Origin of the sequence: Sphingomonas koreensis, from assembly GCF_002797435.1 — a bacterium.
Classification (GTDB): Bacteria; Pseudomonadota; Alphaproteobacteria; order Sphingomonadales; family Sphingomonadaceae; genus Sphingomonas; species Sphingomonas koreensis.
On record NZ_PGEN01000001.1, the window covers coordinates 1,141,926 to 1,165,284 of the forward strand.

A 23,359-nucleotide genomic window follows, 5' to 3' on the forward strand; every position below is an offset into this window, starting at 1 on the left:
AGATTAAAGCCGGCACAGGCCGAGGATCGCCTCGGGCATGGCCGACAAACTAACTTCCGCTTCCACCCCGCCCGCTTCCATCGCGGCGCGCGGCATTCCGTAGACGACACAGCTCTCGCGGCTCTGGCCGAGCGTGCGGGCACCGGCGTCGCGCATCGCGCGAAGCCCCACGGCGCCGTCACTTCCCATCCCGGTCAGGATCACTCCCACCCCGCGCGACCCCAGCGGCGCGATCGATCGGAACAGCACGTCCACCGAGGGGCGATGCCCCGTCACCGGCTCGCCCGGCAGCAGGCGGATGGTGCCGCTGCTGCCGCCGACGAGCTCCATGTGCCGCTCCCCGCCCGGCGCGATGTAGACTGTGCCGCGTTGCAGGGTCATGCCGTGCTCCGCCTCGACCACCTTGACGCGGCTGTCGCGGTCCATGCGGACGGCGAAACCGTTGGTGAAGGCGGCGGGCATATGCTGGACGACCAGCACCGGCGGGCAATCGGGCGGAAGCGCCGCAACCAGCGCGAACAGCGCCTCGACGCCGCCGGTGGAGGCGCCGATCGCGATGACCACGTCGCGAAGCCTGGCCCCTGCAGCGAGCTGCACGGGCGGCGCGGGCGCGCGGCGGACCGACGATCGTGCGGCGGCCTTCACCATCTTGCGCAGCAGCGCGCCGTTCTGCGCCATCTCCTGCGCATTGCCCGAAGGCTTGGCGATGCAGTCGACCGCGCCAAGGCGAAGCGCCTCAATCGTCGCTTCGGCGCCTCGCGCCGTCAGCGTCGAGCACATGACGACCGGCATCGGCCGCAACCGCATGATCTTCTCGAGGAAGGACAGCCCGTCCATCCCCGGCATCTCGATGTCCAGCGTCACCACATCGGGGTTCAGCGTCTTGATCATCTCGCGCGCCGCATGGGGCTCGGGCGCGGTGCCGACCACCTCGATCAGCGGATCGCTGGCGAGCAGCCGGGACAGCATCGCGCGCATGCTCGGGCTGTCGTCCACGATCAGGACGCGCGTCGGCGCGGAAGGGATCGCCTCGCTCATCGCGCGCCTCCCTCCTTCACATAGATGGTCTGGCCGGCGGGGGTCATCGCCGCCGCCGCGGGGCCGATCAGCCGCTCCGAATGGCCGATATAGAGCGTGCCGCCGGGCGCGAGCATCTCGACGAAGCGCGCCTCCAGCTCCGCCTTCGCCTTGTCGTCGAAATAGATCATGACGTTGCGGCAGAAGATCACGTCATAGGCCTGGCGCATCGGCCAGGGCTGGAACAGGTTCAGCACGCGCGCCGTCACCAGCGATCGCAGCGCCTCCGCCACGACATGGCTGTCCGCGCCTTCCTGGCGCAGCCACTGGCGGCGATAGGCGGCAGGGATCGGCTCGACGATGCTCGACGTATAGCGCGCCTCGCTCACCGCCTGCACGACATGGGGCGCGATGTCGGTCGCCAGAAGCCGCACATCGCCCTGCTTCAGCCACGCGGCGCTCGACCCGCTTTCACCGGCAAGCGTCATCGCGATCGAATAGACTTCCTCGCCGCTCGAACAGCCCGCCGACCAGATACGCAGCTTGTGCCCCGCCCGCGCCCGGCCCTGAAGGACAGGCAACACCCGATCGCGCAGATCGTCGAAATGATGGTTCTCGCGGAAGAAGTGGGTGTGGTTGGTGGTCAGCGCGACCACCATCGCCGCACGCTCCTTCGCATCGCCGCGCACCAGCGCGAGATAGTCGGCGAAGCGCGTCAGCCCGTGTTCGCGCAGCCGGCGGCTGAGACGCGAATGGACCAGGGTCATCTTCGCCTCCACCAGGTGGATGCGCGCGTCCTGCTGCATGATCGCGGCGATCTCGCGGAACTGGGCCGTGGTCAGCTCACCCGATGCGGTGAGTGGCGACACGGGCCCGCGCGCATCGCCATGGGAGGCGAGGGCCTGCTTCACGCGGCGAGTTCCATCACCTGACGCGTGAGGCTCAGCGCATCGAGGTCGAGCAGAAGGACCATGGTCTCCGCCTCCCCGGCATCCGCAGTGCGGCGTTCGATGCGGACCAGGCCCGCGATCGCGCTCTGCTCGCTCACCTCGACATCGGGCGCCGGTTGCACCTCGGTGCCGTCGATGGCGACGATGTCGGCGACCTCATCGACCAGAAAACCCGCCTGCCGCTCGCCGATCGAGACGACGAGAATGCAGGAGCGCGAATGAAGCACGCTCGGCGTCCAGCCCAGCCGTTCGGCAAGGCCCACCACCGGCACGACCGAGCCGCGCAGATTGGTCACGCCCTTGAGGTAGCTCGGCACGCCGGGCAGCGGCGTCGGCTCTTCCCATTCGCGGATCTCGATCAGCGCGCGCATGTCGATGCCGAACATCTGGTTGGCGAGGGTGAAGGTGACGATCTTGCGTTCGTTGACTTCGGTTTCCAGCGTCTTGCTCATGCCGCCATTCCTTTCAGGGCGAATTTGGAGCCGGCCGGAACGACCAGCGCGTCGATGTCGAGGATGAGGGCGATCGAGCCGTCGCCGAGCACGGTGGCGCCGCCCAGTCCGCGGATCGGGTGGAGATTGTCCTCGAGGCTCTTGATGACGACCTCGCGCCGGTTGTCGATCGTGTCGACCATCAGCCCGACATGGCCGGCCACTTCGCTCTCCACGATGATGACCAGGCACTCCTCGGGGTCGCTGCCGCAGGGCAGGCCGAACATGTCGCCTATTCGCCTTACGGGCAGATAATTGCCGCGCAGTTCGATCACCTCCGAATGCGGCGAGGTCGCGCGCACCTGTCCGGGCGCTGGCTGCACCGTCTCGACGACATTGCCGAGCGGCAGCACGAAGCGCTGCTTGCCCAGCCGCACGATCATGCCGTCGAGGATCGCCAGCGTCAGCGGCAGCGCCATGGTGAAGGTCGTCCCCTGCCCCGGCACCGAATGGATTTCCAGACGGCCGCCAAGCGCCTCGACGTTCGAGCGCACCACATCCATGCCGACCCCGCGGCCCGAAATGTTGGAGATGCTCTCCGCCGTCGAGAAGCCGGGCGCGCAGATCAGACCGTCGATCTCCTCGTCGGACAGTTGCGCGTCCGCCGCGATGATGCCGCGCTCGATCGCCTTGGCGCGCACCCGCTCGCGGTTGATGCCGCGCCCGTCGTCGGCGACGCGCACGACGATGCGCGCGCCCTTCTGCTCGGCGGAGAGGCGGATCGTGCCGCCCGCAGGCTTGCCGGCGGCGATGCGCTCCTCGGCGCTCTCGATCCCGTGATCGACCGCGTTGCGGATCATGTGGGTCAGCGGGTCGCCGATCTTCTCGATCACGCCCTTGTCCACCTCGGTCATCTCGCCGGTGGTTTCGAGCGTCACCTGCTTGCCCGTCTCGGCCATCAGGTCGCGCAGCATGCGCGGGACGCGGGAAAAGGCCTGGCGGATCGGCTGGGCACGCAGCGACATGACATTGTCCTGGATCTGCCGCGTCAGGCGCGACAGTTCGGGCAGCTCGACGCGCTCCTGATCGGCGGGCGACAGGCGATCCGAGAGGATCGACCCGCGGATCACCAGCTCGCCGACCAGATTGAGCAGCTGATCGAGCTTGCCCAGATCGACGCGAATGGTCTGCGCGGGCGCGTCGGCCTTGGGCTTTTCGGCCCCGCCGGAGGGGGCATTGTCCGCCACCAGCGTCAGCGCAGGGCGTTCCGGTTCCGCCTTCACCGGCGTGACGACGGGCAGTTCGACCGCCGCGGGTTCGGCCGCGGCAACTTCGTCCCGCTCGATCTCGATCAGCGAATCCGGCGCGACGAAGTCGAAGCAATCGCGGATTGCCTGTTCCTCGACCGTCGCAGGCAGACTGACCGTCCACACCAGATACCCGTCCTCGGGATCGAGGTCGCGCAGACCGGGCAGGCGGCTGGTATCGACATGCGCGACGGCGCCGCCCATCTCCTCCAGCTCGCGGATCACCAGCATCGGCTCGCCGCCATTGGCCATCGCCGCGCGCGACGGGCCAAAGCGCACCGTCCAGCCCAGCGGCTCGGGAGCGCCCAGATCCTCGAGATCGACCGTCACCGGTTCGAAGCCGAAGGGATCGAATTCCTCGACGACTGCCATCACCGGGGTGAAGCCGAAGTCATCCTCCTCCGCCGCGGGCGCCGGTGCGCTTGCCGCAGCCGCAGCAGGTGCGCCCTTGCTCGCCAGCACGGCCTCCAGCTGTTCCAGCATCGCCGCGTCGTCGGGCAGATCCCGGGCCCCCTGCGCCGCCGCGACATGGTCCGAGAGGATGTCGAAGGCGTTGAGCATGATGCGCGTGACGTCGGCACTGGCGACGATATGCCCGGCCCGCACCTCGTCCAGCACATTCTCGAACCGGTGCGAGAAAGCCTGCAGGGCGCCGTGGCCGAACGCGCCGGAGCCGCCCTTGATCGAATGGACCGCGCGGAACACCCCCGCGATCACGTCAGCCGACGTGTCGCCCGATGCCATGGCGGACAGCCCTGCCTCGGCAGTCGCGAGCCCCTCGACGCATTCCTCGAAGAAGATCGCCTGGATCTCGTCCAGTTCGTCGCCGCCGCTCACGGACACACGCGGCGGATTGCCGCCCCCAGCTTGGTCGCCTCGAACGGCTTGGTGATCCAGCCGGTGGCGCCGGCTTCACGGGCCCGGGTCTTCTTGTCGTCCGAGAATTCGGTCGACAGCACCAGGATCGGCGTCCCGCGGAATTCGGGAACCGCGCGCACCGCCTCGATCAGCTCGAACCCGTCCATGCGGGGCATGTTGATGTCGGTGATGAGCAGGTCGGGCTTGACCTCGTGCATCCGCTCCAGCCCATGCACGCCGTCATCGGCGCTTTCGATGCGAAAGCCCTGCGCGGTCAGCGATGCCTTCAGCAGCATCCGCATCGACGCGCTATCATCGACGGTCAGGATCAGTTTGCTCACGAAAGATGGTCCTCTTTCACAGAAAGGCCGATGGCCGGGGCCAGCCCGCAGGCAGTCACGCGATCGACAAAGGCAGGGCTGGGATTGCGGATGACGAAGGTCTGGCCCTGCGCTTCCGCTTCCGCCCGAGCGGCGACGAGCAGTTGCAGGACCGCCTGACCGACGCTTTCCACCGCGCCGGCATCGACTTCCATCGCGCCGTCGAAATCGCTCGCCAGTACCATGCGGACGCGCAGGTCCTCGGCGGTCACCGTGGTTCCGTGCGGCGGCAGGATCAGGGCGCGATCCGAGTCAGGGGAATCGAGGGCGGCCGCATCCAGCTCGGCTGAATCAGGCAGGCTTGGCATTGAGCTGATCCTTCACATCGTCGAGCGCGGCTTCGAGCTGCGCGAATGAGGGGGCGTAGGCGGACGGAGTCATGCGGCGCGCCAGTTCGATCGCAACCTGGGTCGGCTGCCCCTGCGCGTGACCGACGATGGCGGTCTTGACGATCAGATAGGGCTTGAAGTCCGCGTCGATGATCTGTTGCAGCTTCGACGCGATCGGGCCGACCAGGCAGTAGGCGAGCAACACGCCCAGGAAGGTCCCGACCAGCGCGCCGCCGATCATCGCACCCAGCACCTCAGTCGGCTGATCGATCGAGCTCATCGTCTTGATGACGCCCAGAACCGCCGCGACGATGCCCAGCGCGGGCAGGCCGTCGGCCATGATCTGGATCGCATGCTGGGGCTGAAGTTCCTCGGCATGGTGGCGCTCGATATCGCCTTCCATCGCCTCGGCCATCTGGTGAGGGTCCTCGAAATTGACCGTCATCATCCGCAGATAGTCGCAGATGAATTCGATCAGCCCCTGGTCCTTGAGCAGCTTGGGGTAGCGGTTGAAGATGCTGCTTTCTTCGGGCTGGTCGAGATGCTTCTCGATGGCGTTGGCGCCGTCCTTCCGAAAGGTCGACAGCAGCGTGTAGAGCAGCGCCAGCAGATCTCGGAAATCCGCTTCGGTCCAGCGTACGCCCTTGAACACGCGCACCGTGCCCTTCCACGCCTTCTTCACCGTGGCCAGCGAATTGCCGAGGATGAAGGCGCCAACCGCAGCGCCGGCGATCGCGAGCATTTCGTGCGGCAGGGCGTGCAGGATGACGCCAAGGTTGCCGCCCGACAACAGGAAGCTGCCGAACACGCACAGCAGGATGATGACGAGGCCGATTGCGTTGAGCATGGATCAGTCCGGTGAGAATGGTGGCCGCAGCCGATGGACTGATTATAGGGCGATCGCCTGCACTCCCGGGCGTTCGGGCGTTTTTTTGATGCCGGCACGCACCCGATCCCGAAAGTTGGAGTCGTGCCGGCCGCCTAGGGATCGTTCATCCTATAATGGACGGGTACCCATGTCCGGAGCGCTCAATGTCTCTCAATGCCTATCGCCGCGCGCAGGAAATCGCGGCCACTCCGCGCGGCACCGAGTATCGCCTGATGAGCCAGGTCACAGCGGAACTGATCGCGGCCCGGGACGCAGGCCTCTCGGGCGCCGGACTGATGCCCGCGCTGCACCATAACCGCCGCGTCTGGACCACCTTCTCGACGCTCTGTGCCGATCCCGAGAACCAGCTGCCCGAAGAACTGCGCGCGCGCATTATCTCGATCGCGATGTGGGTGGAGCGGCATACGTCCGACGTCGTGCGGGGGCGCGAGTCCATCGACGACCTGATCCTAGTTAACCGCGCGATCATCGAGGGACTTTCGCACGAAAATCGCGAAGCGGTCTGACAATATGGTTACGGTATCGTAATCATCTTATTTGCCGCTAGTTTTCAACTATATAGGTTTATTCGACCGCGACGCTCCACATTTAACGCGTCGGAAATATTTACAATCGCGGTCAAACGCCGCATTCGCCCCGGACCGGCATGCTGCTATGCCGTGTCACGCATTACGAGCGGGGGAATGAATACCGTGAGACAACCGCCGCTCAGCGCGGGCGGAAAAATACCTGTCCGTCTTACGCCGGCAGTCCCCTCCCTGATCGCCCTTGCCCTCATCATCTGCGTCGCCGTTCTGGGCGGCTGGTTCACGAACAATCTCGGCGTCGCGAGCTTCGGCCGCGACGAAATCCTCATGCAGCCCTGGACCGCAGTCGGCTGCATCGGCCTCGCCACGTGCTTCTTCTGCGCAGCGAGCGGGCATGCCGCCGCCGCGCGCATCATCGCGGTCATTCCGCTGTTCGTCGCAGCGATGGTACTCGTGCAGGAACTCACCGGCGCGCAATGGCCGATCGACCGGCTTCTCTCGCCGCACAGCATCGAGCATCAGCCGCGCATCTATCCCGGCCGCCCGGGCGTAATGCCGGCCTTGTCGATGCTCTTCCTGACACTGGCTTCGATCGCCACCACCTGCCGTCTCGGGGCGGTGCGCAGCATGGTCACCGGGCTGGCGTGCCTCAGCTTCTCGATCGCGATCATCTCCGGCATGGTGCTCCCGCTCGGCATAGCGTCTGCTGCGCCGGAGACCCGGCGGGCGTTGATGTCGGTGCCGACCGCGACCACGCTGATCGCCATTTCGATCGCGATCATCGCCCAGCGGCGGCATGTCGCCTGGTCCAGCAACATCCATTGCGGGATGCAGCGCCGGACGCTGCAATGGATCTTGATACCTTGCATCATGCTGCCGGTCGTCTCGGCGCTCTGGCAGCTCTCGCTCTACAAGAACGGGCAGGTCACGCAGGAAATGAGCGAGATCATCCAGGCCTCGGCACAGGTCGCGATTTCCTGTGCGCTCATCGCCTGGGCATGGATCCGGATCGGGCGCGAAAGCACGACCCGCTGGGCGTTCAGCGTCGCCATCGATTCCGCGCCGATCGCCATTGCCGATATCGACGGCCGCATCATCCGCTGGTCCAAGGGCTGCGAGCAGCTCTATGGCTGGCCCGCCGCCGAAGCGCGCGGACGGATCAAGCACGAGTTGACCGGCGCAGTGCAGCCTCCCGGCCCGATGCGCCCGCTGACCCCGGATTGCCCGCAGGAAGCCGAGATCACCGAGCGGCATCGCGACGGGACCCCGCTGCGCATCCTGGAATCGCGGCAGCTCGTCCAGCCCCGCGCCGACATCGATCCGATGCTCGTCCTGTCGATGAAGGACATTACCGAGCGGCAGCGCGCCGAGCAGGCCATGCGGGCGAGCGAGGCGCGGCTCGCCGCTGCCGCCGACCTCCACGAACTGGGTCTCTTCGAATGGACCGAGGCGGACGACAAGGTGCGACTGTCGCCCCATGCCGAGCGCCTGTTCGGCCTCGAGCCCGGCTCGTTCAGCGGCGGTATGGAAGAATGGCGGAGCCATGTCCGCCGCCGGTTCGGCACCGATATCCTGTCGAACGAACTGGTGCCCCGCTACAGCAGCCTTCGCCGTCCATTCCGCCTCTGCACCGCGGACGAGGAGCAGCAGGTCATCGTCGAAGGATCGATCTTCTTCCACCACCGGCCCGATGCCGAAGGGCTGTCGATGGTCGGCATCATCATGGACGCCACCGAACGCGAGCGGCGGACCGAGATGCTGGAAGCACGCGAGTTCGAGCTTCGCTCCATCCTGGAAACGGTTCCCGAGGCGATGATCACCATCGACGAGGCGGGCCAGGTCCGCTCCTTCTCGACAGCAGCCGAGCGGCTGTTCGGCTTTGCCGCCGAGGAAGTGACCGGCCGGGACATCCGAACCTTACTCCCCGACTATGCCAAGGCAGCGACGGGGCCTCGCTCCGCGGTCTCCAGACAGTCCAGCCCGACCAAAGCCTCCCCGCCGCAGACGACGGACGGCCGCGACCGCGAGGGCAATGCCATGCCGGTGGAACTGGTCGTCGGCGAAACCACGATCGGCAACGAGCATATCTCGATCGCCTTCGTCCGCAGCCTGCGCGAACAGATCGCAACCCAGGCGCGCCTCAACGAGCTGCACGGCGAACTGCTCCACGCCTCGCGCGTCAGCGCGATGGGCGAGATGGGGGCGGGGCTGGCGCACGAGCTCAATCAGCCGCTGACCGCCACCGCCAACTTCCTCGGCGCCGCGCACATGCGGCTGGGCATGGGGGGATCGGCAGAGCAGCTCCGCGAGCTGGTCGATCTCGCCAATCAGGAAGTGCTCCGCGCAGGGGAGATCATCCGCCGGATGCGCGCCTTCGTCGCGCGCGGGGACCTCGATATCCGTCCGCTGGCGATCAACACGCTGATCGCCGACGGTCTCCAGCTCGCCTGGTCGGGAACGCGGCATGCCGGCGTCAATCTGATCTACCAGCCGGTGGCAACCGCTCGCGAAGTGGCGGTCGACAAGATCCAGATCCAGCAGGTTCTGGTCAACATCATCAACAACTCGCTCGAGACCTTCGCCGCCGACGGCACGAAGAATCCGGAGATCATCATCTCCGCCGTCGAAGCGTCGGACGACCATGTCCTGATTCGGCTGCTGGACAACGGCCCCGGCTTTCCGACTTCGATCATCGGCCGGCCGTTCGAGACCTTCATGTCCACTCGCGCCAACGGGCTGGGGCTTGGCCTTTCCATCTGCCGCCGCATCGTCGAGGCGCATGGCGGCACCGTGACGCTGTCCAACCGGCCTGAGGGCGGCGCCGCGTTCGAATTCACCCTTCCCGTCTATCGCGCCCCGCGCGAGGTGGAACTGAGGGCTGCCGGATGACCGTGCGCAACATCTTCATCGTGGACGACGACACGTCCGTCCGCACGTCCCTGATCCACCTGCTGCGTGTGCTGCCCGATCATGCGCTGCGCGAGTTTTCCTCCGGAGACGCGTTTCTGGCAGAGGCGGCGAACCTGCCCTCGGGCTGCCTGCTGCTCGATCTCCAGATGCCCGGAACCGGCGGCCTCGGCGTGCTCGAGGCGCTTGCCGCCGATACCGCGCGCTTCGGCACCGTGGTGCTCACGGGCGAAGGCGATGTCAGCCTTGCGGTTCAGGCGATGAAGCTCGGTGCGCTCGATTTCCTCGAAAAGCCCTGCAACCACCTGCGCCTGTTCGAAGCGATCGACATGGTCTTCTCCCAGCTGACCCAGGCGCAGCGGGCCGTGACGCGGCGCGCGCAGGCGATCGCGAAGATCAATTCGCTTTCGCTGCGCGAGCGCGACGTCCTGATCGGGCTGATGGACGGGCGGTCGAACAAGCTGATCGCGCATGATCTGGGGATCAGCCCCCGGACCATCGAGATCTATCGCGCCAAGCTGATGGAGAAGCTCAACGTCCGCAGCCTCTCCGAAGCGCTCGGCATCGCGTTTGCGGCCGGCCTCTACCCCGAAGGCTGAGCGCCGGCCGCGGCCGTTCAGAACTCCAGATAGAGATCGACATAGCCATAGCGCGTGTCCCCGGTCGCGGGCGCGTTGGCTGCATCGGTCAGGAAACGGCCCTTCGCCAGATAGGCAAGGCCGGTATCGATCCGGACCAGATCCGGCACCAGCCAATGGCGCAGGCGTGCATCGAGCTGATGGCCGGCGAACCGCCCTGCCCGCCCCGCCGCATCCCGGACGCCCGTCGCCGCGAAACTGTCGGTGCGCGAGTTGAGCCAGAGCGCGCGGTAGGTCAGCATCACGTCGGACGACTTGCCCGGCTTGGCTTCAAGGCGCACCCCGCCCGACATCATGTTGTAGCGGTGGACCGGGCCATAGATCGCCGTCGGCCCGAAATCGAAGCGCCGCGCGCCAAAGAGCGTATCGAAACGGTTGTAGCTGTGCGCCTCGGCCCGGTCGCCGCTCGCCAGGTCGAAAAGCCCGGCCACACGCGGCTGCCAGCCGCCGGTCCAGGTCCGCCCGAGCTCGGCATGGACCAGATAGGCCGAGACATCGAGATCGGCGAGGTCGTTCGCGCGGGTCGATCCGCGGGTCTCGCCGAACTGATAGGCACCTTCCAGATCATAATCGATCCGTCCGGCCTTGGGTTTGCGGAAGGCGCGCAGACCGGGGGTCACCAGCCTGCGATTGCGCGTCAGCCGGTCCGCCGAATCCCGTTCGAGCAGACCATAGGCATAGACTTCCAGCGTTCCGCCGAAGACGCCGCCCTTGGTGAAGCTGCCGCCGAAGAACTGCAGCGCACTGCTTTCCTTGTCCCATTTGACGCGATTGTCGAAGATACCGTCGCGATCGTCAGGCAGACGGATCTGCGGCATCGCCCACAGCAAGGTCAGCCGGTCGCCCCCCTTGCCATTCAGGATCAGGTTCGCGCCGGTAAAGGCGTTGCTGGTGTTGCGGAAGGTCTGCCGCGCGACGAGGCGCCGCGAACCGATGTCCATCGTGAACCGGCCAGCCGTCAGCGCGCCGCCCACCTTGCTACCCAGGCTGAAATCGACGCCGGCATAGGCCTGTACCAGTTCGAGCGCATTGACTTCGCCGGTTCCGGCCGAGGACGTCTTCGCCTGGCCATAAGCGCGGGCATCCCACAACTCGCCGCCGACGCGAACCGGGCCGCCATCATAGTCGACCAGAAGGGTGGTCTTGATCGACCAGAGGAAATCGCTCTCCGCGGCATCGGGCCGGAACTGGCCGTCAATCCCCTCGATCCGCGACCGGACCATGCCCTTGATGGTCAGTTCGTCGGGCGCGCCCAGCGCCTCGTGCAGCGTCTGGCCGGCCATTGCCGCGCCGCTCTGCCCGCAGAACAAGGCGGCGGCCGTCAGGCCGGCCGCGATACGGCGAGGGGCCGGAAGCGAAAGGAAGCGTCGCGCGCTGCGATGGCGCGCGGCGGTCGGAACATGAGGCATGAAGGGAACTCCAGGAACGATGATCCCTTATAGAACGCCGGATCGTGCGGAGGGCGTCGCGGCGAGGAAATCTTGCAGCCTGCCCATCCCGGCAACAGAATGACGGGCGCCGTGAGGCGCCCGGAAAGTCATTATCCTATATTTTTTGAGCCGGAGCGGCGGATCAATGCACCGTCGGGCGCGCCGGAGCCGCGTCGCGATACTCTGCCATGATGGCGAAGCGCGGGTCCACGTCCGCCAGTTCGGCCATCGCCTTGGCGGCACGCTTGGCGATCTGGCGTACACGCTCCTTGTTGACGCTGGTATCTCCCTCGATCGCATCGAGCGTCGAGATGTCGAACAGCCGCCGCTCGACCACTTCGCGATTGTGGAGCAGGCGCATTTCCAGTTCGGCCATCGCCGCCGGATCGATGGCCAGATTTTCCGCCCGCCACACCGACTGGCGCTGCTCTGCGGCGGCGCGCTTCGCGGCGCGCTTGGGCCGCGCCTGGCGGCGCATCCGGTCGAGCGCAACGTTGCGCAGATGCTCGATATAGCCGTCGATCAGCGTCGCCGTCGCCGCTTCGGCGAGATAGGCCGAGGCCGCAGCTTCGGTCCGGCTCAGCGCCTCCTCGTCCTCGATCAGCGAGATGGCGGAAATGTCTTCGCCGTCCTCGCCGATGCTGATCGCGTCGAGCGATACGGTGGTCGCCTCGACCTTCCGCGCCGAGGGGCGCTGGTCCGTCATCAGGCGAAAGCGGAGGCTCTGCAACTCACCGCGCAGCTGCCAGTTCACGAAGGTGGTGAACTGTGCCTTCTCCGGGTCATAGGCCTCGATCGCGCGGTGTACGGCAATGGAGCAGACCTGCTCGGCATCGTCCCAATGCCCGGCCAGGCCATACTGCCGGATGAAATGGCGGATGCGCGGCGCGATGAGCGTGAGGATGCGGGCGAAGGCCTTGTCGATGGCGGCGCGCTGGCGGGCGGTCTGACGTTCGCCTTCGGCGGGCAGATTTTCCTTAACGGTAGCGACGGCGGCTTCCAGCGCGATGGTGATCTTCGACATGTTCAGTCCTTCCGATGTCGCGGCGCCGCCCCCCGGCGCGCCGTTTCGACAGAGACGTTATCCTTTAAAATAGTTAACAAGCCGCTAATCCTATAATTCAACCATCACGTTTTTTCGCGTGGTGTCGCGGCCGGCGAGCCTGGTCAGGCGTTGAAGCGCTCAGGGCGGATGTTGCGGCCGATATAATCGAGCAGCCAGGCACGGTGCGCTGTGGTCGCACAGCCGCTGGCGGCGATCCGGCGGCTGGCGTTGACCGAGCCGATCTGCGCGTTGAGCAGCGTGCGCGCGCGATCCTGATCCAGCCCGCCCTTGAGAAAGCGGATCGCGTCGCCGCGCCCCAGATGGTGGCCAAGATAGGCGGCCTGGGCGAGCGCCTGCGCACCTGACTTTCCGCCCTCGCCCAAGGAGACACCTGCATTGCGAAGCGAATCGAGATTGGCCTTGGCATAGTCCGCGGTCGCCTGGATCGCGGCGTCGGGATCGTAGCGCAGCGCGAGCAGCGCCGCCTTGTTCTCGCCCCTCACCTTGCCGCGCTCGTTGAGCCAGCCCTGCCGCCGCGCGACAGTGTTCAGCCAGGTCCCTTCGCGCTCGGCCTCGCCGCGCCATGTCCCGCTGAGAAACTGGCCCAGCCCTGCCGCGCTCGAGCGCGGGTTGCGCGAATAGGGCAGCCAGCGCCCGTCCGCGCCTTTCGCCGCCTCGGCGTGCACGATCGTGGCGAGTGCGGCGACGGGAAGCCCGGTGCGCTGGGCGGCTGCCCGAAGCGTTCCGACATAGGCCGCGTTGGGACCATAGCCGCGCGGGCCGCCTGACGATGCGGGGTCCTCCTGCGTCCCCTGCCCCTGCCAGCGCACCGGCGCCTCCGCAGACGCCGGCTCACGCCCGGGAACGGGTGACGCGGTCTGCGCCTGCGCCGGTCGCGACGGCGCTTCGCCCGTCCGCTCTTCAAGCAGCGAGAGCAGCGATTCGAGGCTCATCGGCAGATTGCTGTCGTTCAGCACCGTCTTCGCGCCAGTATCGTCGCTGCCCAGCGCGGCGCGCCACAGGCGGCCCGCCATCTCGCTGCGCGCATGGGCGTAGATGACCTGCGCCTTCTGCGTGGGATCGAGTCCGGACATGCCGGTCGCGGCGATCATCGCCCGCTCTTCCCGCGTGGGGTCCGCCGCGCTTTCAGGAACGCCACCGCCGAGCTGTCGTCGATCCCGGCCTGCTCGGCATTCGCGCTCTGGCGGTTCGCATCCGCGACAAAGCCCTCGGCCGCGACCTCGATCGCGCGATACGCGCCATAGGCGCTCGCCGCCTTGTTGCGCAGCTGGTCGAGCCGCGCGCCCTGCGCAGCGCCGTCGCGGGTCAGCCGGTTCTGCTCGGCGCGGATGCGCTCCATATAGGCGTGCGAGGAGATACTGAGGTCCGCCGCGGCCACATCCGCCTCGCGGACGATGCTCGTCCGAACCTCCTCCCGCGCCTGATCGATCTGGTTGAGCAGGTTGACCTGCAGGTTGATCGCCACGCTCATCGCGTCGATCTCGCGCCGCTGGACACGGATCGCGGCGTCATAGGGGGTCTTCATCCTTCGTCTCCGACAAGCGCGGCAAGGTCGGCAAAGCTCTGCTGCGCGAAGCCGCGCTCCTGCTTGCCCTGGTTCAGCAGCGTCTCGATCTGCGGGGCGAGCGCGACGGCGCGGTCGACCTCTTCGCTCGATCCGGCGCGATAGGCGCCCAGCCGGACCATCTCCTCCATGTCGCGAAAGGTGGACAGTTCGCGCCTTGCCGCGAGCCGCACCCGGTTCTCGTCTTCCGACAGGCAATGCGGCAGCGTGCGCGATACCGATTTGAGCACGTCGATCGCGGGATAGCGGCCGCGTTCGGCGATCTGGCGGGTGATCACGACATGCCCGTCCAGAATACCACGCACCGCGTCCGCCACCGGCTCGTTGTGATCGTCGCCATCGACCAGCACGGTGAACAGCCCGGTGATGCTCCCCTGCCCCGGCAGCCCCGGCCCGGCACGCTCCAGCATGCGCGGCAGCTCGGCGAAGACGGTCGGGGTATAGCCCTTGGTCGCCGGCGGTTCGCCGCTGGCCAGGCCGATCTCGCGCTGCGCCATCGCAAAGCGCGTTACCGAATCCATCAGGCACAGCACGTTGAGGCCCTGGTCGCGGAAATATTCGGCGATGGTGAGCGTCGTCCACGCCGCCTGCCGCCGCATCAGCGCCGGCTCGTCGGAGGTCGCGACCACCACGACGCTGCGGGCAAGCCCCTCATCGCCAAGATCGTCCTGCACGAATTCCTGCACTTCGCGGCCGCGCTCGCCGATCAGGCCGATCACCGCGACGTCGCAGTCGGTCCAACGCGCCAGCATCGACAGCAGCACCGACTTGCCGACGCCCGATCCCGCGAACAGGCCGAGCCGCTGGCCGCGGCAGAGCGGCACGAACAGGTCGAGCGCGCGGACCCCGGTGCCGAGCCGCTCGCCGACCCGAGCCCGGGCAGAGGCGGGCGGGGGCGAGGACTTGATCAGTCGCAGGTCGGCGCCGGGCACCATCGCACCCTTGCCGTCGATCGGCCGGCCGAGCCCGTCGACCATCCGGCCGAGCCAGCCCGCGCTCGGGCGCAGGCCGAACTGGCTGGCCGCCAGATCTGCGCGCGTGCCCGATGCGATACCCTGAGGCTCGCTGAAGGGCATGCAGTGGGCGATGCCGTGATCGAGCCCGGTGACCTCCGCCTCGACATGGCCGGACGGCGTATCGAGCTTCACCCGCGATCCGATCTGCGCGGCGCCCGCCAGCCCCTCCACCTCGATCAGCGCGCCGCGCACGGCGACGACGTGACCGTAACGGCGATCGGGGTTGAGCAGGCGCAGCCCAGCGGCCGCCGCTGCCAATGTGGTCATCGGACGTTCTCCCGGAACGATCGGTGGATGCGGAAGATCAGGCGGCCAGTGCCGCCCGGTTCAGAACCTCGGTCTCATAGCCGATCAGCCAGCGGCAATCCGCCAGCGCGGGATAGAATTGCCCGGTCGCGACCTTCTGTGCGAACCGGATGCACGCGGCCTTGGCCTCCTGCGATTCCAGCGCCGCCATCAGGCGTTCCAGCCGCTCGAGCAACGCGTCCTGATGCGTCTTGAGGTCGCCCTGGTCGATATAGGCCATCATGCAGGCGAAATAGAGCTGGCGCGCGGGGCTGTCGGCCTCTTCCGGCTTCATCACGTCGCGGCCGCGCAGGACGGTGGCGTTGTTCTCCACCATGAGATCGGTGCGGCCGACCGAACGGAGCACCGCGCCGTTCACGATCACCGGTTCCCCGTTACGAAGCGAAATACGAAGCGTCATCCGACTGTCCCCACAAAGTCCATGCTGGGATTATAGGATGAAATCACCCGGCAGCTTTTGCCGGGCACGGTATTTTTCGCCTCCCCTCGAACGGGGCCGCCGGAATCCCTCCTACAATAGTCCCGTAATCGGGTCGGGCATGCCGAGCACGCCGCCCACGCATGGGAGAATGATATGAGCCTCTATTCCGCTCTTTATGCCGGCGTCTCCGGTCTCGGAGCCCAGGCGAGCGCAATGGCGACCGTCGCGGACAATATCACCAATGTGAACACCATCGGCTACAAGGGCGTTTCGGCCCAGTTCCAGACGCTCGTAACCGACGGTCGCGTGCGCAGCAATTACTCGGCGGGCGGCGTCAGCGCCACGCCCAAGGCGCTGATCTCCAAGCAGGGTCTGCTCCAGGCTTCCAGCAGCCTCACCGACATCGGTATCGACGGCTCGGGCTTCTTCGTCGTCCGTTCGGGCACCGGAGACGACGTGTCGTTCACCCGCGCGGGCTCCTTCACGCCGGACTCGCAGGGCTATCTGCGCAATTCGGCGGGCTACTACCTGCAGGGGTGGCCGCTCGACGCCGACGGCAACTATGTCGACAATGGCAATCTCAACACGCTCCAGTCGATCCGCCCCAACGCGCTGACCGGATCGGCGATGCCGACCAGCAAGATCGCGCTGCGCGCCAATCTCCAGTCGACCGCCACGCCGATTACCGGCGCCTATGTGCCCGGATCGATGGCATCGGGTGCGCTCTCGCCGCAATTCTCGCGCTCGGTCGATGTCTATGACGCGCAGGGCACGTCGCACCGTCTGACCTTCAATTTCGTGAAGACCGCCGCCAATGAATGGGTCGCGGAAATCTCCGGCAACCCGGCTGACATCCAGACCGTCGGCGGAGCGCCCGTCGCGACCGGCCTGCTGGCGAGCGGCAAGGTCAAGTTCAACCCGGACGGCAGCCTCGACCTTGCAGGATCCGATCCCGCCCTGTTCGCGAATCTCGATATCGGCTGGACCAATGGCGCCGGCTCGACCCCGATCCGCCTCAGCCTGGGCAGCGACGACGGTCTCGATGGCCTCACCCAATCCGCCAACGAATCCGGGCTGCTGTCGTCCTCGGTCGACGGCGGTATGCTGGGCACGGTGGCCTCGGTCGAGATTTCGGACGCCGGCATCGTCAGCGCCATCTTCGAGGACGGCACCTCGCGCGCGATCTATCAGTTGCCGATCGCGACCTTCCAGAACCCGGACGGCCTGACCCGGATCGGCGGCAACGCCTACATGATGTCGCAGGATTCGGGCAATTTCGCGATCAACAAGCCCGGCGCGCTGGGTGCGGGAACGATCGCAGCGGGCAAGCTCGAGGCCTCCAACGTCGATCTGGCGCAGGAATTCTCGAACATGATCCTGTTCCAGCGCGCCTACAGCGCATCGTCGAAGATCATCACGACCGTCGACGACATGCTGCAGGAAGTCAGCAACCTCAAGCGCTGACCCTGACCGCGCCCGCCCCGTCTCCCAAAGCCAGTTGAAGGACCCGCCGCCTTGTCCCTGAACGAGATTCTCAATTCAGCCATGTCGGGCCTCAACGCCTCGCAGGCGGGGCTGCGGTCGGTGTCCAACAACATCGCCAATGTCGGCACGCCGGGCTATGCACGCGAGCGGGTGACGCTCAGCACCGGCGTATCGGGCGGGCGCGTCTCCGGCGTTGTCATCGGCGAACCCTCGCGCATTGCCGACAAGTTCCTCGAGAACGCGGTCTACCAGCGCGGCGGCGCCGCCGGGCGATCGGAGGCGGTGTCTTCCTATCTCGACCGGCTTCAGTCGCTGCTCGGCGCGCCGGACTCCAGTGCGGGCCTCGCCGCCCGTCTCGGCGCGCTCTCCTCCGCGGCGGCGCAGATCACCAGCCTTCAGGGCTCGACCCAGTCGGTGACGCTGTTCACCGGCAGCGTCGCCGACGCGATCGACACGATTCACCGGCTGGAAAAGGACGTGTCGAGCCTGCGCGGCGATGTCGAGACCGAGGTCGGCTACACGATCCAGCGCGCCAATGTGCTGCTCGGTCAGATCCATGACCTCAACAGCGAAGTGGCGCGTCTCCATGGTCTCGGGCGCAGCTCCTCGGGGGCCGCCGACCAGCGGATGAGCGCCCTCGAGGAATTGAGCGGCCTCATCGACGTCACCGTCCGCGAGCAGCCCGACGGGCGCGTCACGATCGACAGCGCATCGGGCCAAGTGTTGCTCGACAAGAGACTGCGCCAGCTGAGCTACCTCACCGGAGCGGGCGCGTCGCAGAACAGCTATCCGCCGATCGACATCCGGTTCGCGTCCGACAACGGCGTGATGGGCGCATCAACGGGCGAGCGGATCGATTCCGCGGCGATCGGAGGCAAGCTCGGCGGTCTGCTGGACATACGCGACCGTGCGCTTCCCGGTTTCTCCGAACAGCTCGGCGTGCTTTTCACCGGCCTCGCACAGAATCTCAACGCCGTCGCCAATGCGGGCACCACGGTGCCGCCGCCCAACGCGCTGACCGGCGAACCCAATGGCCTGATCGGCACCGACCGGCTGGGCTTTACCGGCAAGGCCGTGTTCGCCGTCGCCAAGGCCGACGGAACGCTGCTCCAGAAGGTCGAGATCGACTTCGACGCGCTCGGTGCCGGCGCCACCGTCGACGACGCGGTGGCCGCAATCAACGCCGGCCTCGGCCCCAACGCCACCGCCAGCTTCGCCGGCGGCAAGCTGTCGATCAAGGCGACCGATCCCGCCCAGGGCATCGCCATCGCGCAGCATCCGGCCACGCCCAGCGATCGCGGGGGCACCGGATTCTCGCAGTTCTTCGGGCTCAACAACCTGATCCGTTCGGACAGCAGCGCGCTGGTCCCGTCAGGCTTCAAACCGGCCGACCCGCACGGCTTCGGCGCCGGCGAAACAAGCGAGATCGCCTTGCGCGACCCGACGGGCAAGCTGCTCGCCAGCTATACGATGACCGGATCGGCAGGCCCGACCTTCGGCGACCTGATGACCGAGCTCAACGCCAGTCCGCTCGGCGGCTACGGCAGCTTCGCACTCGACGCCAAGGGTCGTGTGCAGTTCACGCCCAATGGCGCGAGCGCGGGATCGACCATCTCGATCCCGTCCGATTCCACCAGCCGCCACGGCACCGGCCTGTCCTTCTCGGCGTTGTCGGGCCTCAGCGGAACTGCCAGCGGTCTCGGCACGGCCGAGGTCCGCGCCGACATTCTGGCAAAGGCCAGCAACCTTCCGCTCGCCCGGCTTCAGATCGGCGCGGCGGTGAACACCAAGGCGATCGGCGCCGGCGACCTGTCGGGCGCCAATGCGTTCATCGATCAGCTCGCGAAGAGCTTCGACTTCGGCAAGGACGGCAAGGCCACGATCGATACCTTCGCCAGCCGCCTGCTGGGCGGCGCAGGCACCGAAGCCTCGCTTGCCGAGACCACGCGCGCCGGCGCCGCGGCTCGCTTCGACGACGCGGTTGGCCGGCGGGACAATTATTCCGGCGTCAATGTCGACGAAGAGCTGGCGCAGATGGTGGTGCTTCAGAACAGCTATTCCGCCGCCGCACGCGCGATGACCACCGCGTCTGAAATGTACGACACCCTCCTCCAGATGCTCAGATAACGGCCGGAAAGCCGGAAAGGACTGAGAGCAATGACACGCGTAGCGACCATACCCCTGCAACGGACGCTGTCCGGGGCGATGCAGCGGTCCCAGCAGAGTCTGGGCGCCAGCCAGCTTCAGTTGAACACCGGCAAGAAGGCGCATGACTATGCAGGCCTCGGCATCGATGCGGTTCGGACCCTGTCCGCACGCTCGATGCTGTTGCAGCAGCAAAGCTATCAGTCGGTGGCCAGCCGGGTGGGCACCACCCTCTCGCTCTACGATGCGAACATTACGCAGATCGACGAAAGCGTGTCGAACCTGCGCAAGGAACTGATGACCGCGCTGGGCACCGGAAACTCGCCGGGGATCCAGGATCTGATCGAAGGCAGCTTCGCCGATGTGCGCGCGGCGCTCAACGCGACCGAGTCGGGGATCCCGATCTTCGCCGGGTCGCAGACCAACGATCTGCCGATGGTGCCCGAGACGCTGGCCGATCTGGCCGCGATGGCGCCTGCCGACATCTTCGTCAACGACGGGGTCCGCCAATCGGCCCGGGTCGGCGACGGTGTCGATGTCGAATATGGCGTCGGCGCGAGCGATGTCGGCGCCGGTCTGGTTCCCGCGTTCAAGACGCTCGCCGCTGCCGGCCCGATCGGCGAACGGCTGACCGACGCGCAGAAGACCGCGATCCGTCAGGCGCTCGACGAGATCGATGCCGGCCTGGTCGGCGTGCGCTCGGTCAATGCCGAGAACGGCCGCAAGCAGAACCAGGTCGAGATGATGGAGACGCGCGCCAACGACCGCGAAATCCTCCTCACCGACGTCATCGGCTCCGTCGAGGACGCCGATCTGGGCCAGGTCGCGCTCAATATCTCGCAGCGCCAGACGATCCTCGAGGCCTCCTATTCGGTCTTCTCGCAGCTCTCCAGCCTGTCGCTCGTGCGCTTTCTGGATTGATGCCTGAACTGGCGCGGCCGGCCGTTCCCGGTGCCGGCCGCGTCAGATGACCTTTCCGGCCAGGACCGGCTCAGGGGCAGGCGTCACGCCGCGCCCTTTTTTCGCGTCGGATGTCTCCGCTGGACGACCCGGCTCCATCCGCCCCACCTACAGGAACGGGCGGCCCGGCCTTGCGACATGATCGCAAGGCCGGGCCGCCCGTCTTATGGCATGGCCCCTCGAGGAGCAGCGCGCGCCTCCCCTTACCCCCCGATCTTCCCCGGCGCGCGATCGAGCAGCGCGGCGATGTCGCCCGCCGGGCTCGCGCCAGGCATCGCGGCCATGGCACGCGCCAGCGTCTCGGGATCGACGGAGCCGGGCGCCCCGGTGAGCATGTCGAACACCGCCGCGGTCTTGAGTCCGCGAAAACTCGCCTGGTAACGGCTTCGAAGCCCTGCCAGCCCATCCTCGCGCCCGAGCATGGCGAGCGAGATCGCGTGGCGCAGCACCACAGCCTGATCGACCTCGCTCAGCGCTCCGGCACGCGGCAGTCCTGCCGCCGTTTCCGCAACCAGCCCCAGCCAGTCGCGCCGCTTCCACAGGATCTCCGCCCGCAGCGCCACCGCATCCGGCACATCCTGCAGCACCGCAAAGGCTTCCGATACGCGCCCGACCTGGGTCAGCGCCACCGCCTCCATCCGCTTGCGCGCATGGATCATCGCATCGGGATAATTCGGGTCTGCCGATCGCTTGAGCAGGTCGATCGCCTTGTCGGGCCGTCCCGCCAGGATATGCAAGCTCGCCACCCGGGCCGACAGCGGACCGCGGGCCAGATCGCCCGCGCGGTTGAACAGCTGGTATTCGAGCAGATCCGCGGCGCGGCTGTACACCCCCGCCGCCTGCAACCGCTCGGCAAGGCGGCTGACAAGAAGATCGCCCTCCGCCCCGCTGGGTGAAAGGTCGCGATAGTCCCAGTAGAGCCCCGCCGCCTGTTCCAGCGGCAATTTCCGGGCGGGATCAAGGGCCTGCGCCAGCTTCGCCTGAAGGCTGGGCAGGAAATCCGCCCCCTGCCGCCCCGCATCGAAGAAGCGGAACAGCGCCGCGCCCGCAGCCAGCGATCCCCTTATGTCGTCACGCCCAGCATTGAGGCGATAGCTCAGTCGCAGCGCGCGCTCCTCGATCGCATCGCCGCGCCACGCATAGCGCAGCGCCGACAGGCGCTTGAGCGCCACTTCCGCGGTCACCGATCCGTTGGCCACCTCCGCCTCGATCTGGCTGAGGCGGGCATCCATGCGCAGCGCCATGTTGCCCGACTGTTCGACCCGGGCAAAGCGGAGGCGCGCCTGATCGGGCTGACCCAGCGCCAACTCGGCGCGACCGCGATAGAGGTTCGCCGCAGGATCGCGGTCAGGCACGCCGTTCAGCCACTTGAGCGCGTCGCCCGGTCGCCCGCCCTCGACCCCCGCGCGCGCCGCCGCGAGCGCGAAGGCCTTTCGGCGCGGCCCGGCAAAGGCAGGCGCCGCGCAAGCGATCTGTTGCAGCGCCTGCTCGGCGAAGCCGCCGAGCGACAATGCGCGCATCCGCCAGATACAGGCTTCGGCATTGCTGGCGAGGCTGGATGCCGACAGTTCGGCCGATCCCTGCTCGAACCGTCCGAGCTGGATCAGCGCGGCACCGCGCGCCAGCCGATAGGCATCGACCATGGCGAGATCGGGATCGTCCTGCCGCATCACATCGAGCACGCCGAGCGCCTCGGCGCCGCGTTCCTGGGCGATCAGGCTGCGCGCATAGTCCCAGCGCGCCTGCTGGCGATCCGCCAGCCGCGCCGTGGCAAGGCTGCGCCAGGCATCTTCCTGGGCGATGATCCGCCACGCCCCGGGGCCCTCGATCGCTGGCTGCTGCGCCAGATCGGCGGCAAAGCCCGGCAGACGCGCCGCAGGGAGCGTCGGTCTGGCAGGCGCCGGCTGCGGCAGGTCCGCACCCACCAGCATCGCGGCGGAGGCAAGCAACATTGCCCGCTTCACGAGGCGGCTCCCGGGATCAGGCCCAGCCAGGCGATCACGGCGCCGCCGATCGCGCATCCCAACAGGAAAGGAACGGCGAGAAACAGGGAGCGGCCTGGACTCGCGGCATCCCCGGCCTGCGGGGAGGACGCGGCCGTCGTCGCCGCCGGACCGGTCGCCCGCTCCTGATCGCCGCGACGCCGCGCCGGAGCGGGCGGCGGCGTACGAGAGGAAAAGACGCGGACCTTACCGGGCCGCTGGTCGCTGCTCATCTTCACCTGCCTCAAGACATTTCCCTCTATTATAGAAGGAGAAGCACGCCGGAGCGGTCGAAGGGGCCGTGACATTCTGATGCGGCGGCCGATCCGGAGTAACGCATGATCCGTTCCGCCCTGCCCCTCAGCGCCGTTGCAGCCGCGTCCTTCACCGCCGCCGCACCCGGCTATGCCCAGGAGCTGCCGACCGCCCCCTTCGTCGCGCTGGGCGAGATCAGCGTGCCGATCGTCGATGCCGGCCGGATCGACGGGGTGCTACGCGTTTCCATCGTGCTCGAGGCGCGGGACGCAGCGGGGGCTTCGCGCCTTGCGCGCAAGATGCCCGAGCTGCGCGCCGCCGGCCTGGGCGCCGCGATCGAATTCGCCCGGCTTCACGCTTCGCCGTTCACGCCGGTGAATGTGCACAAGCTGGCCGGCACGCTGGAGCCCGCCCTGCGCGGCGTCGACGGCACGATCGCGCGCATCCTGATCGTCAAGGTTTCGGCACTGGCCGCCTGATCTTGCTTTTCACCGCG

The 23,359-nt window shown here is 67.3% G+C and carries 22 protein-coding genes; 7 read left to right on the forward strand and 15 right to left on the reverse strand.

Translation table 11 applies throughout. From position 1 onward, the window contains the following. Positions 1-3: 3 nt before the first annotated feature. The 7 genes from BDW16_RS05525 to motA are packed head-to-tail and all read right to left on the reverse strand — an operon-like array spanning position 4 to position 6,119. Complete coding sequence (locus BDW16_RS05525) at positions 4-1,038, reverse strand: protein-glutamate methylesterase/protein-glutamine glutaminase (protein WP_066578675.1); 1,035 nt, start codon at positions 1,036-1,038, stop codon at positions 4-6. Continuing rightward, positions 1,035-1,928 (reverse strand): CheR family methyltransferase, encoded by an 894-nt coding sequence (locus tag BDW16_RS05530; RefSeq protein WP_066578677.1) that lies wholly within the window; start codon positions 1,926-1,928, stop codon positions 1,035-1,037. Before BDW16_RS05530 ends, BDW16_RS05525 begins: the two co-directional genes overlap by 4 nt. Then, a complete protein-coding gene (locus BDW16_RS05535) occupies positions 1,925-2,419 on the reverse strand; it encodes a chemotaxis protein CheW (RefSeq protein ID WP_066578679.1) in 495 nt (164 codons plus the stop codon). Before BDW16_RS05535 ends, BDW16_RS05530 begins: the two co-directional genes overlap by 4 nt. Beyond that, complete coding sequence (locus tag BDW16_RS05540) at positions 2,416-4,548, reverse strand: chemotaxis protein CheA (RefSeq protein ID WP_066578681.1); 2,133 nt, start codon at positions 4,546-4,548, stop codon at positions 2,416-2,418. The genes BDW16_RS05535 and BDW16_RS05540 overlap by 4 nt, the downstream gene beginning before the upstream one ends. Then, positions 4,539-4,904, reverse strand: coding sequence for a response regulator (locus BDW16_RS05545; protein ID WP_066578684.1), 366 nt, complete (start codon positions 4,902-4,904; stop codon positions 4,539-4,541). Before BDW16_RS05545 ends, BDW16_RS05540 begins: the two co-directional genes overlap by 10 nt. Then, complete coding sequence (locus BDW16_RS05550) at positions 4,901-5,251, reverse strand: STAS domain-containing protein (protein ID WP_066578690.1); 351 nt, start codon at positions 5,249-5,251, stop codon at positions 4,901-4,903. The genes BDW16_RS05545 and BDW16_RS05550 overlap by 4 nt, the downstream gene beginning before the upstream one ends. After that, positions 5,235-6,119, reverse strand: coding sequence for a flagellar motor stator protein MotA (gene motA / locus BDW16_RS05555; protein ID WP_066578692.1), 885 nt, complete (start codon positions 6,117-6,119; stop codon positions 5,235-5,237). Before motA ends, BDW16_RS05550 begins: the two co-directional genes overlap by 17 nt. A 185-nt stretch (positions 6,120-6,304) precedes the next feature. Between motA and flaF the strand changes: the two genes are divergently transcribed. The 3 genes from flaF to BDW16_RS05570 all read left to right on the forward strand — a co-directional run bounded on the left by flaF (position 6,305) and on the right by BDW16_RS05570 (position 10,194). Continuing rightward, positions 6,305-6,667: a flagellar biosynthesis regulator FlaF gene (flaF, locus tag BDW16_RS05560; protein ID WP_066578693.1), complete on the forward strand. Its 363-nt coding sequence runs from the start codon at positions 6,305-6,307 to the stop codon at positions 6,665-6,667. Between the two features lie 177 nt (positions 6,668-6,844). Next, positions 6,845-9,577: a PAS domain-containing sensor histidine kinase gene (locus BDW16_RS05565; protein WP_066578694.1), complete on the forward strand. Its 2,733-nt coding sequence runs from the start codon at positions 6,845-6,847 to the stop codon at positions 9,575-9,577. Continuing rightward, positions 9,574-10,194, forward strand: a complete 621-nt coding sequence (locus tag BDW16_RS05570; RefSeq protein WP_066578696.1) for a response regulator transcription factor — start codon at positions 9,574-9,576, stop codon at positions 10,192-10,194. The genes BDW16_RS05565 and BDW16_RS05570 overlap by 4 nt, the downstream gene beginning before the upstream one ends. 17 nt (positions 10,195-10,211) lie before the next feature. On the opposite strand, the gene BDW16_RS05575 is transcribed toward BDW16_RS05570, so the two are convergent. The 6 genes from BDW16_RS05575 to BDW16_RS05600 form a co-directional block, all read right to left on the reverse strand. Next, positions 10,212-11,642 carry an alginate export family protein gene (locus BDW16_RS05575; RefSeq protein ID WP_066578698.1) on the reverse strand — a complete coding sequence of 477 codons (1,431 nt, stop codon included), beginning with the start codon at positions 11,640-11,642 and terminating at the stop codon, positions 10,212-10,214. Between the two features lie 163 nt (positions 11,643-11,805). Beyond that, positions 11,806-12,687, reverse strand: a complete 882-nt coding sequence (locus BDW16_RS05580) for a sigma factor (protein WP_066578700.1) — start codon at positions 12,685-12,687, stop codon at positions 11,806-11,808. Between the two features lie 143 nt (positions 12,688-12,830). Beyond that, the gene (locus BDW16_RS05585) at positions 12,831-13,820 is read right to left on the reverse strand and encodes a peptidoglycan-binding protein (RefSeq protein WP_066578702.1); all 990 of its coding nucleotides are present in this window, start codon (positions 13,818-13,820) and stop codon (positions 12,831-12,833) included. Further along, positions 13,817-14,254: a hypothetical protein gene (locus tag BDW16_RS05590; protein WP_066578704.1), complete on the reverse strand. Its 438-nt coding sequence runs from the start codon at positions 14,252-14,254 to the stop codon at positions 13,817-13,819. The genes BDW16_RS05585 and BDW16_RS05590 overlap by 4 nt, the downstream gene beginning before the upstream one ends. Beyond that, a complete protein-coding gene (gene fliI, locus BDW16_RS05595) occupies positions 14,251-15,576 on the reverse strand; it encodes a flagellar protein export ATPase FliI (RefSeq protein WP_066578707.1) in 1,326 nt (441 codons plus the stop codon). Before fliI ends, BDW16_RS05590 begins: the two co-directional genes overlap by 4 nt. 37 nt (positions 15,577-15,613) lie before the next feature. Continuing rightward, entirely contained in the window at positions 15,614-16,015 is a 402-nt protein-coding gene (locus tag BDW16_RS05600; protein ID WP_066578709.1) for a flagellar biosynthesis repressor FlbT, read from the reverse strand. 174 nt (positions 16,016-16,189) lie between these two features. On the opposite strand from BDW16_RS05600, the gene flgE reads away from it, so the two are divergent. From flgE to BDW16_RS05615, 3 genes are read left to right on the forward strand one after another with little or no spacing between them, the layout of a single operon-like run. After that, complete coding sequence (gene flgE / locus BDW16_RS05605) at positions 16,190-17,500, forward strand: flagellar hook protein FlgE (RefSeq protein WP_066578712.1); 1,311 nt, start codon at positions 16,190-16,192, stop codon at positions 17,498-17,500. 51 nt (positions 17,501-17,551) lie between these two features. Beyond that, on the forward strand, positions 17,552-19,648 hold the full coding sequence (locus BDW16_RS05610) for a flagellar hook-associated protein FlgK (protein ID WP_066578716.1): 2,097 nt from the start codon (positions 17,552-17,554) through the stop codon (positions 19,646-19,648). A 30-nt stretch (positions 19,649-19,678) separates the two neighbouring features. After that, positions 19,679-20,587, forward strand: coding sequence for a flagellin (locus BDW16_RS05615; protein ID WP_066578723.1), 909 nt, complete (start codon positions 19,679-19,681; stop codon positions 20,585-20,587). A 242-nt stretch (positions 20,588-20,829) separates the two neighbouring features. Here the strand turns inward: BDW16_RS05615 and BDW16_RS05620 are convergent, their stop codons facing one another. Then, positions 20,830-22,590, reverse strand: a complete 1,761-nt coding sequence (locus tag BDW16_RS05620; protein WP_066578725.1) for a YbbN family protein — start codon at positions 22,588-22,590, stop codon at positions 20,830-20,832. After that, positions 22,587-22,841 carry a hypothetical protein gene (locus tag BDW16_RS05625; RefSeq protein ID WP_066578734.1) on the reverse strand — a complete coding sequence of 85 codons (255 nt, stop codon included), beginning with the start codon at positions 22,839-22,841 and terminating at the stop codon, positions 22,587-22,589. Before BDW16_RS05625 ends, BDW16_RS05620 begins: the two co-directional genes overlap by 4 nt. Positions 22,842-22,946: 105 nt before the next feature. Between BDW16_RS05625 and BDW16_RS05630 the strand changes: the two genes are divergently transcribed. After that, positions 22,947-23,342 carry a flagellar basal body-associated FliL family protein gene (locus tag BDW16_RS05630; RefSeq protein WP_066578737.1) on the forward strand — a complete coding sequence of 132 codons (396 nt, stop codon included), beginning with the start codon at positions 22,947-22,949 and terminating at the stop codon, positions 23,340-23,342. Positions 23,343-23,359: the final 17 nt, after the last annotated feature.

Bases quoted from the DNA above. Each gene is read 5' to 3' on its own strand.
- flgE (WP_066578712.1), top strand. From the start codon at position 16,190: ATGAGCCTCTATTCCGCTCTTTATGCCGGCGTCTCCGGTCTCGGAGCC.
- flaF (WP_066578693.1), top strand. From the start codon at position 6,305: ATGTCTCTCAATGCCTATCGCCGCGCGCAGGAAATCGCGGCCACTCCG.
- BDW16_RS05570 (WP_066578696.1), top strand. From the start codon at position 9,574: ATGACCGTGCGCAACATCTTCATCGTGGACGACGACACGTCCGTCCGC.
- BDW16_RS05550 (WP_066578690.1), bottom strand. From the start codon at position 5,251: ATGCCAAGCCTGCCTGATTCAGCCGAGCTGGATGCGGCCGCCCTCGAT.
- BDW16_RS05600 (WP_066578709.1), bottom strand. From the start codon at position 16,015: ATGACGCTTCGTATTTCGCTTCGTAACGGGGAACCGGTGATCGTGAAC.
- BDW16_RS05525 (WP_066578675.1), bottom strand. From the start codon at position 1,038: ATGAGCGAGGCGATCCCTTCCGCGCCGACGCGCGTCCTGATCGTGGAC.
- BDW16_RS05575 (WP_066578698.1), bottom strand. From the start codon at position 11,642: ATGCCTCATGTTCCGACCGCCGCGCGCCATCGCAGCGCGCGACGCTTC.
- BDW16_RS05625 (WP_066578734.1), bottom strand. From the start codon at position 22,841: ATGAGCAGCGACCAGCGGCCCGGTAAGGTCCGCGTCTTTTCCTCTCGT.
- BDW16_RS05630 (WP_066578737.1), top strand. From the start codon at position 22,947: ATGATCCGTTCCGCCCTGCCCCTCAGCGCCGTTGCAGCCGCGTCCTTC.
- BDW16_RS05565 (WP_066578694.1), top strand. From the start codon at position 6,845: ATGAATACCGTGAGACAACCGCCGCTCAGCGCGGGCGGAAAAATACCT.
- BDW16_RS05585 (WP_066578702.1), bottom strand. From the start codon at position 13,820: ATGATCGCCGCGACCGGCATGTCCGGACTCGATCCCACGCAGAAGGCG.
- motA (WP_066578692.1), bottom strand. From the start codon at position 6,119: ATGCTCAACGCAATCGGCCTCGTCATCATCCTGCTGTGCGTGTTCGGC.
- fliI (WP_066578707.1), bottom strand. From the start codon at position 15,576: ATGACCACATTGGCAGCGGCGGCCGCTGGGCTGCGCCTGCTCAACCCC.
- BDW16_RS05535 (WP_066578679.1), bottom strand. From the start codon at position 2,419: ATGAGCAAGACGCTGGAAACCGAAGTCAACGAACGCAAGATCGTCACC.
- BDW16_RS05590 (WP_066578704.1), bottom strand. From the start codon at position 14,254: ATGAAGACCCCCTATGACGCCGCGATCCGTGTCCAGCGGCGCGAGATC.
- BDW16_RS05615 (WP_066578723.1), top strand. From the start codon at position 19,679: ATGACACGCGTAGCGACCATACCCCTGCAACGGACGCTGTCCGGGGCG.
- BDW16_RS05580 (WP_066578700.1), bottom strand. From the start codon at position 12,687: ATGTCGAAGATCACCATCGCGCTGGAAGCCGCCGTCGCTACCGTTAAG.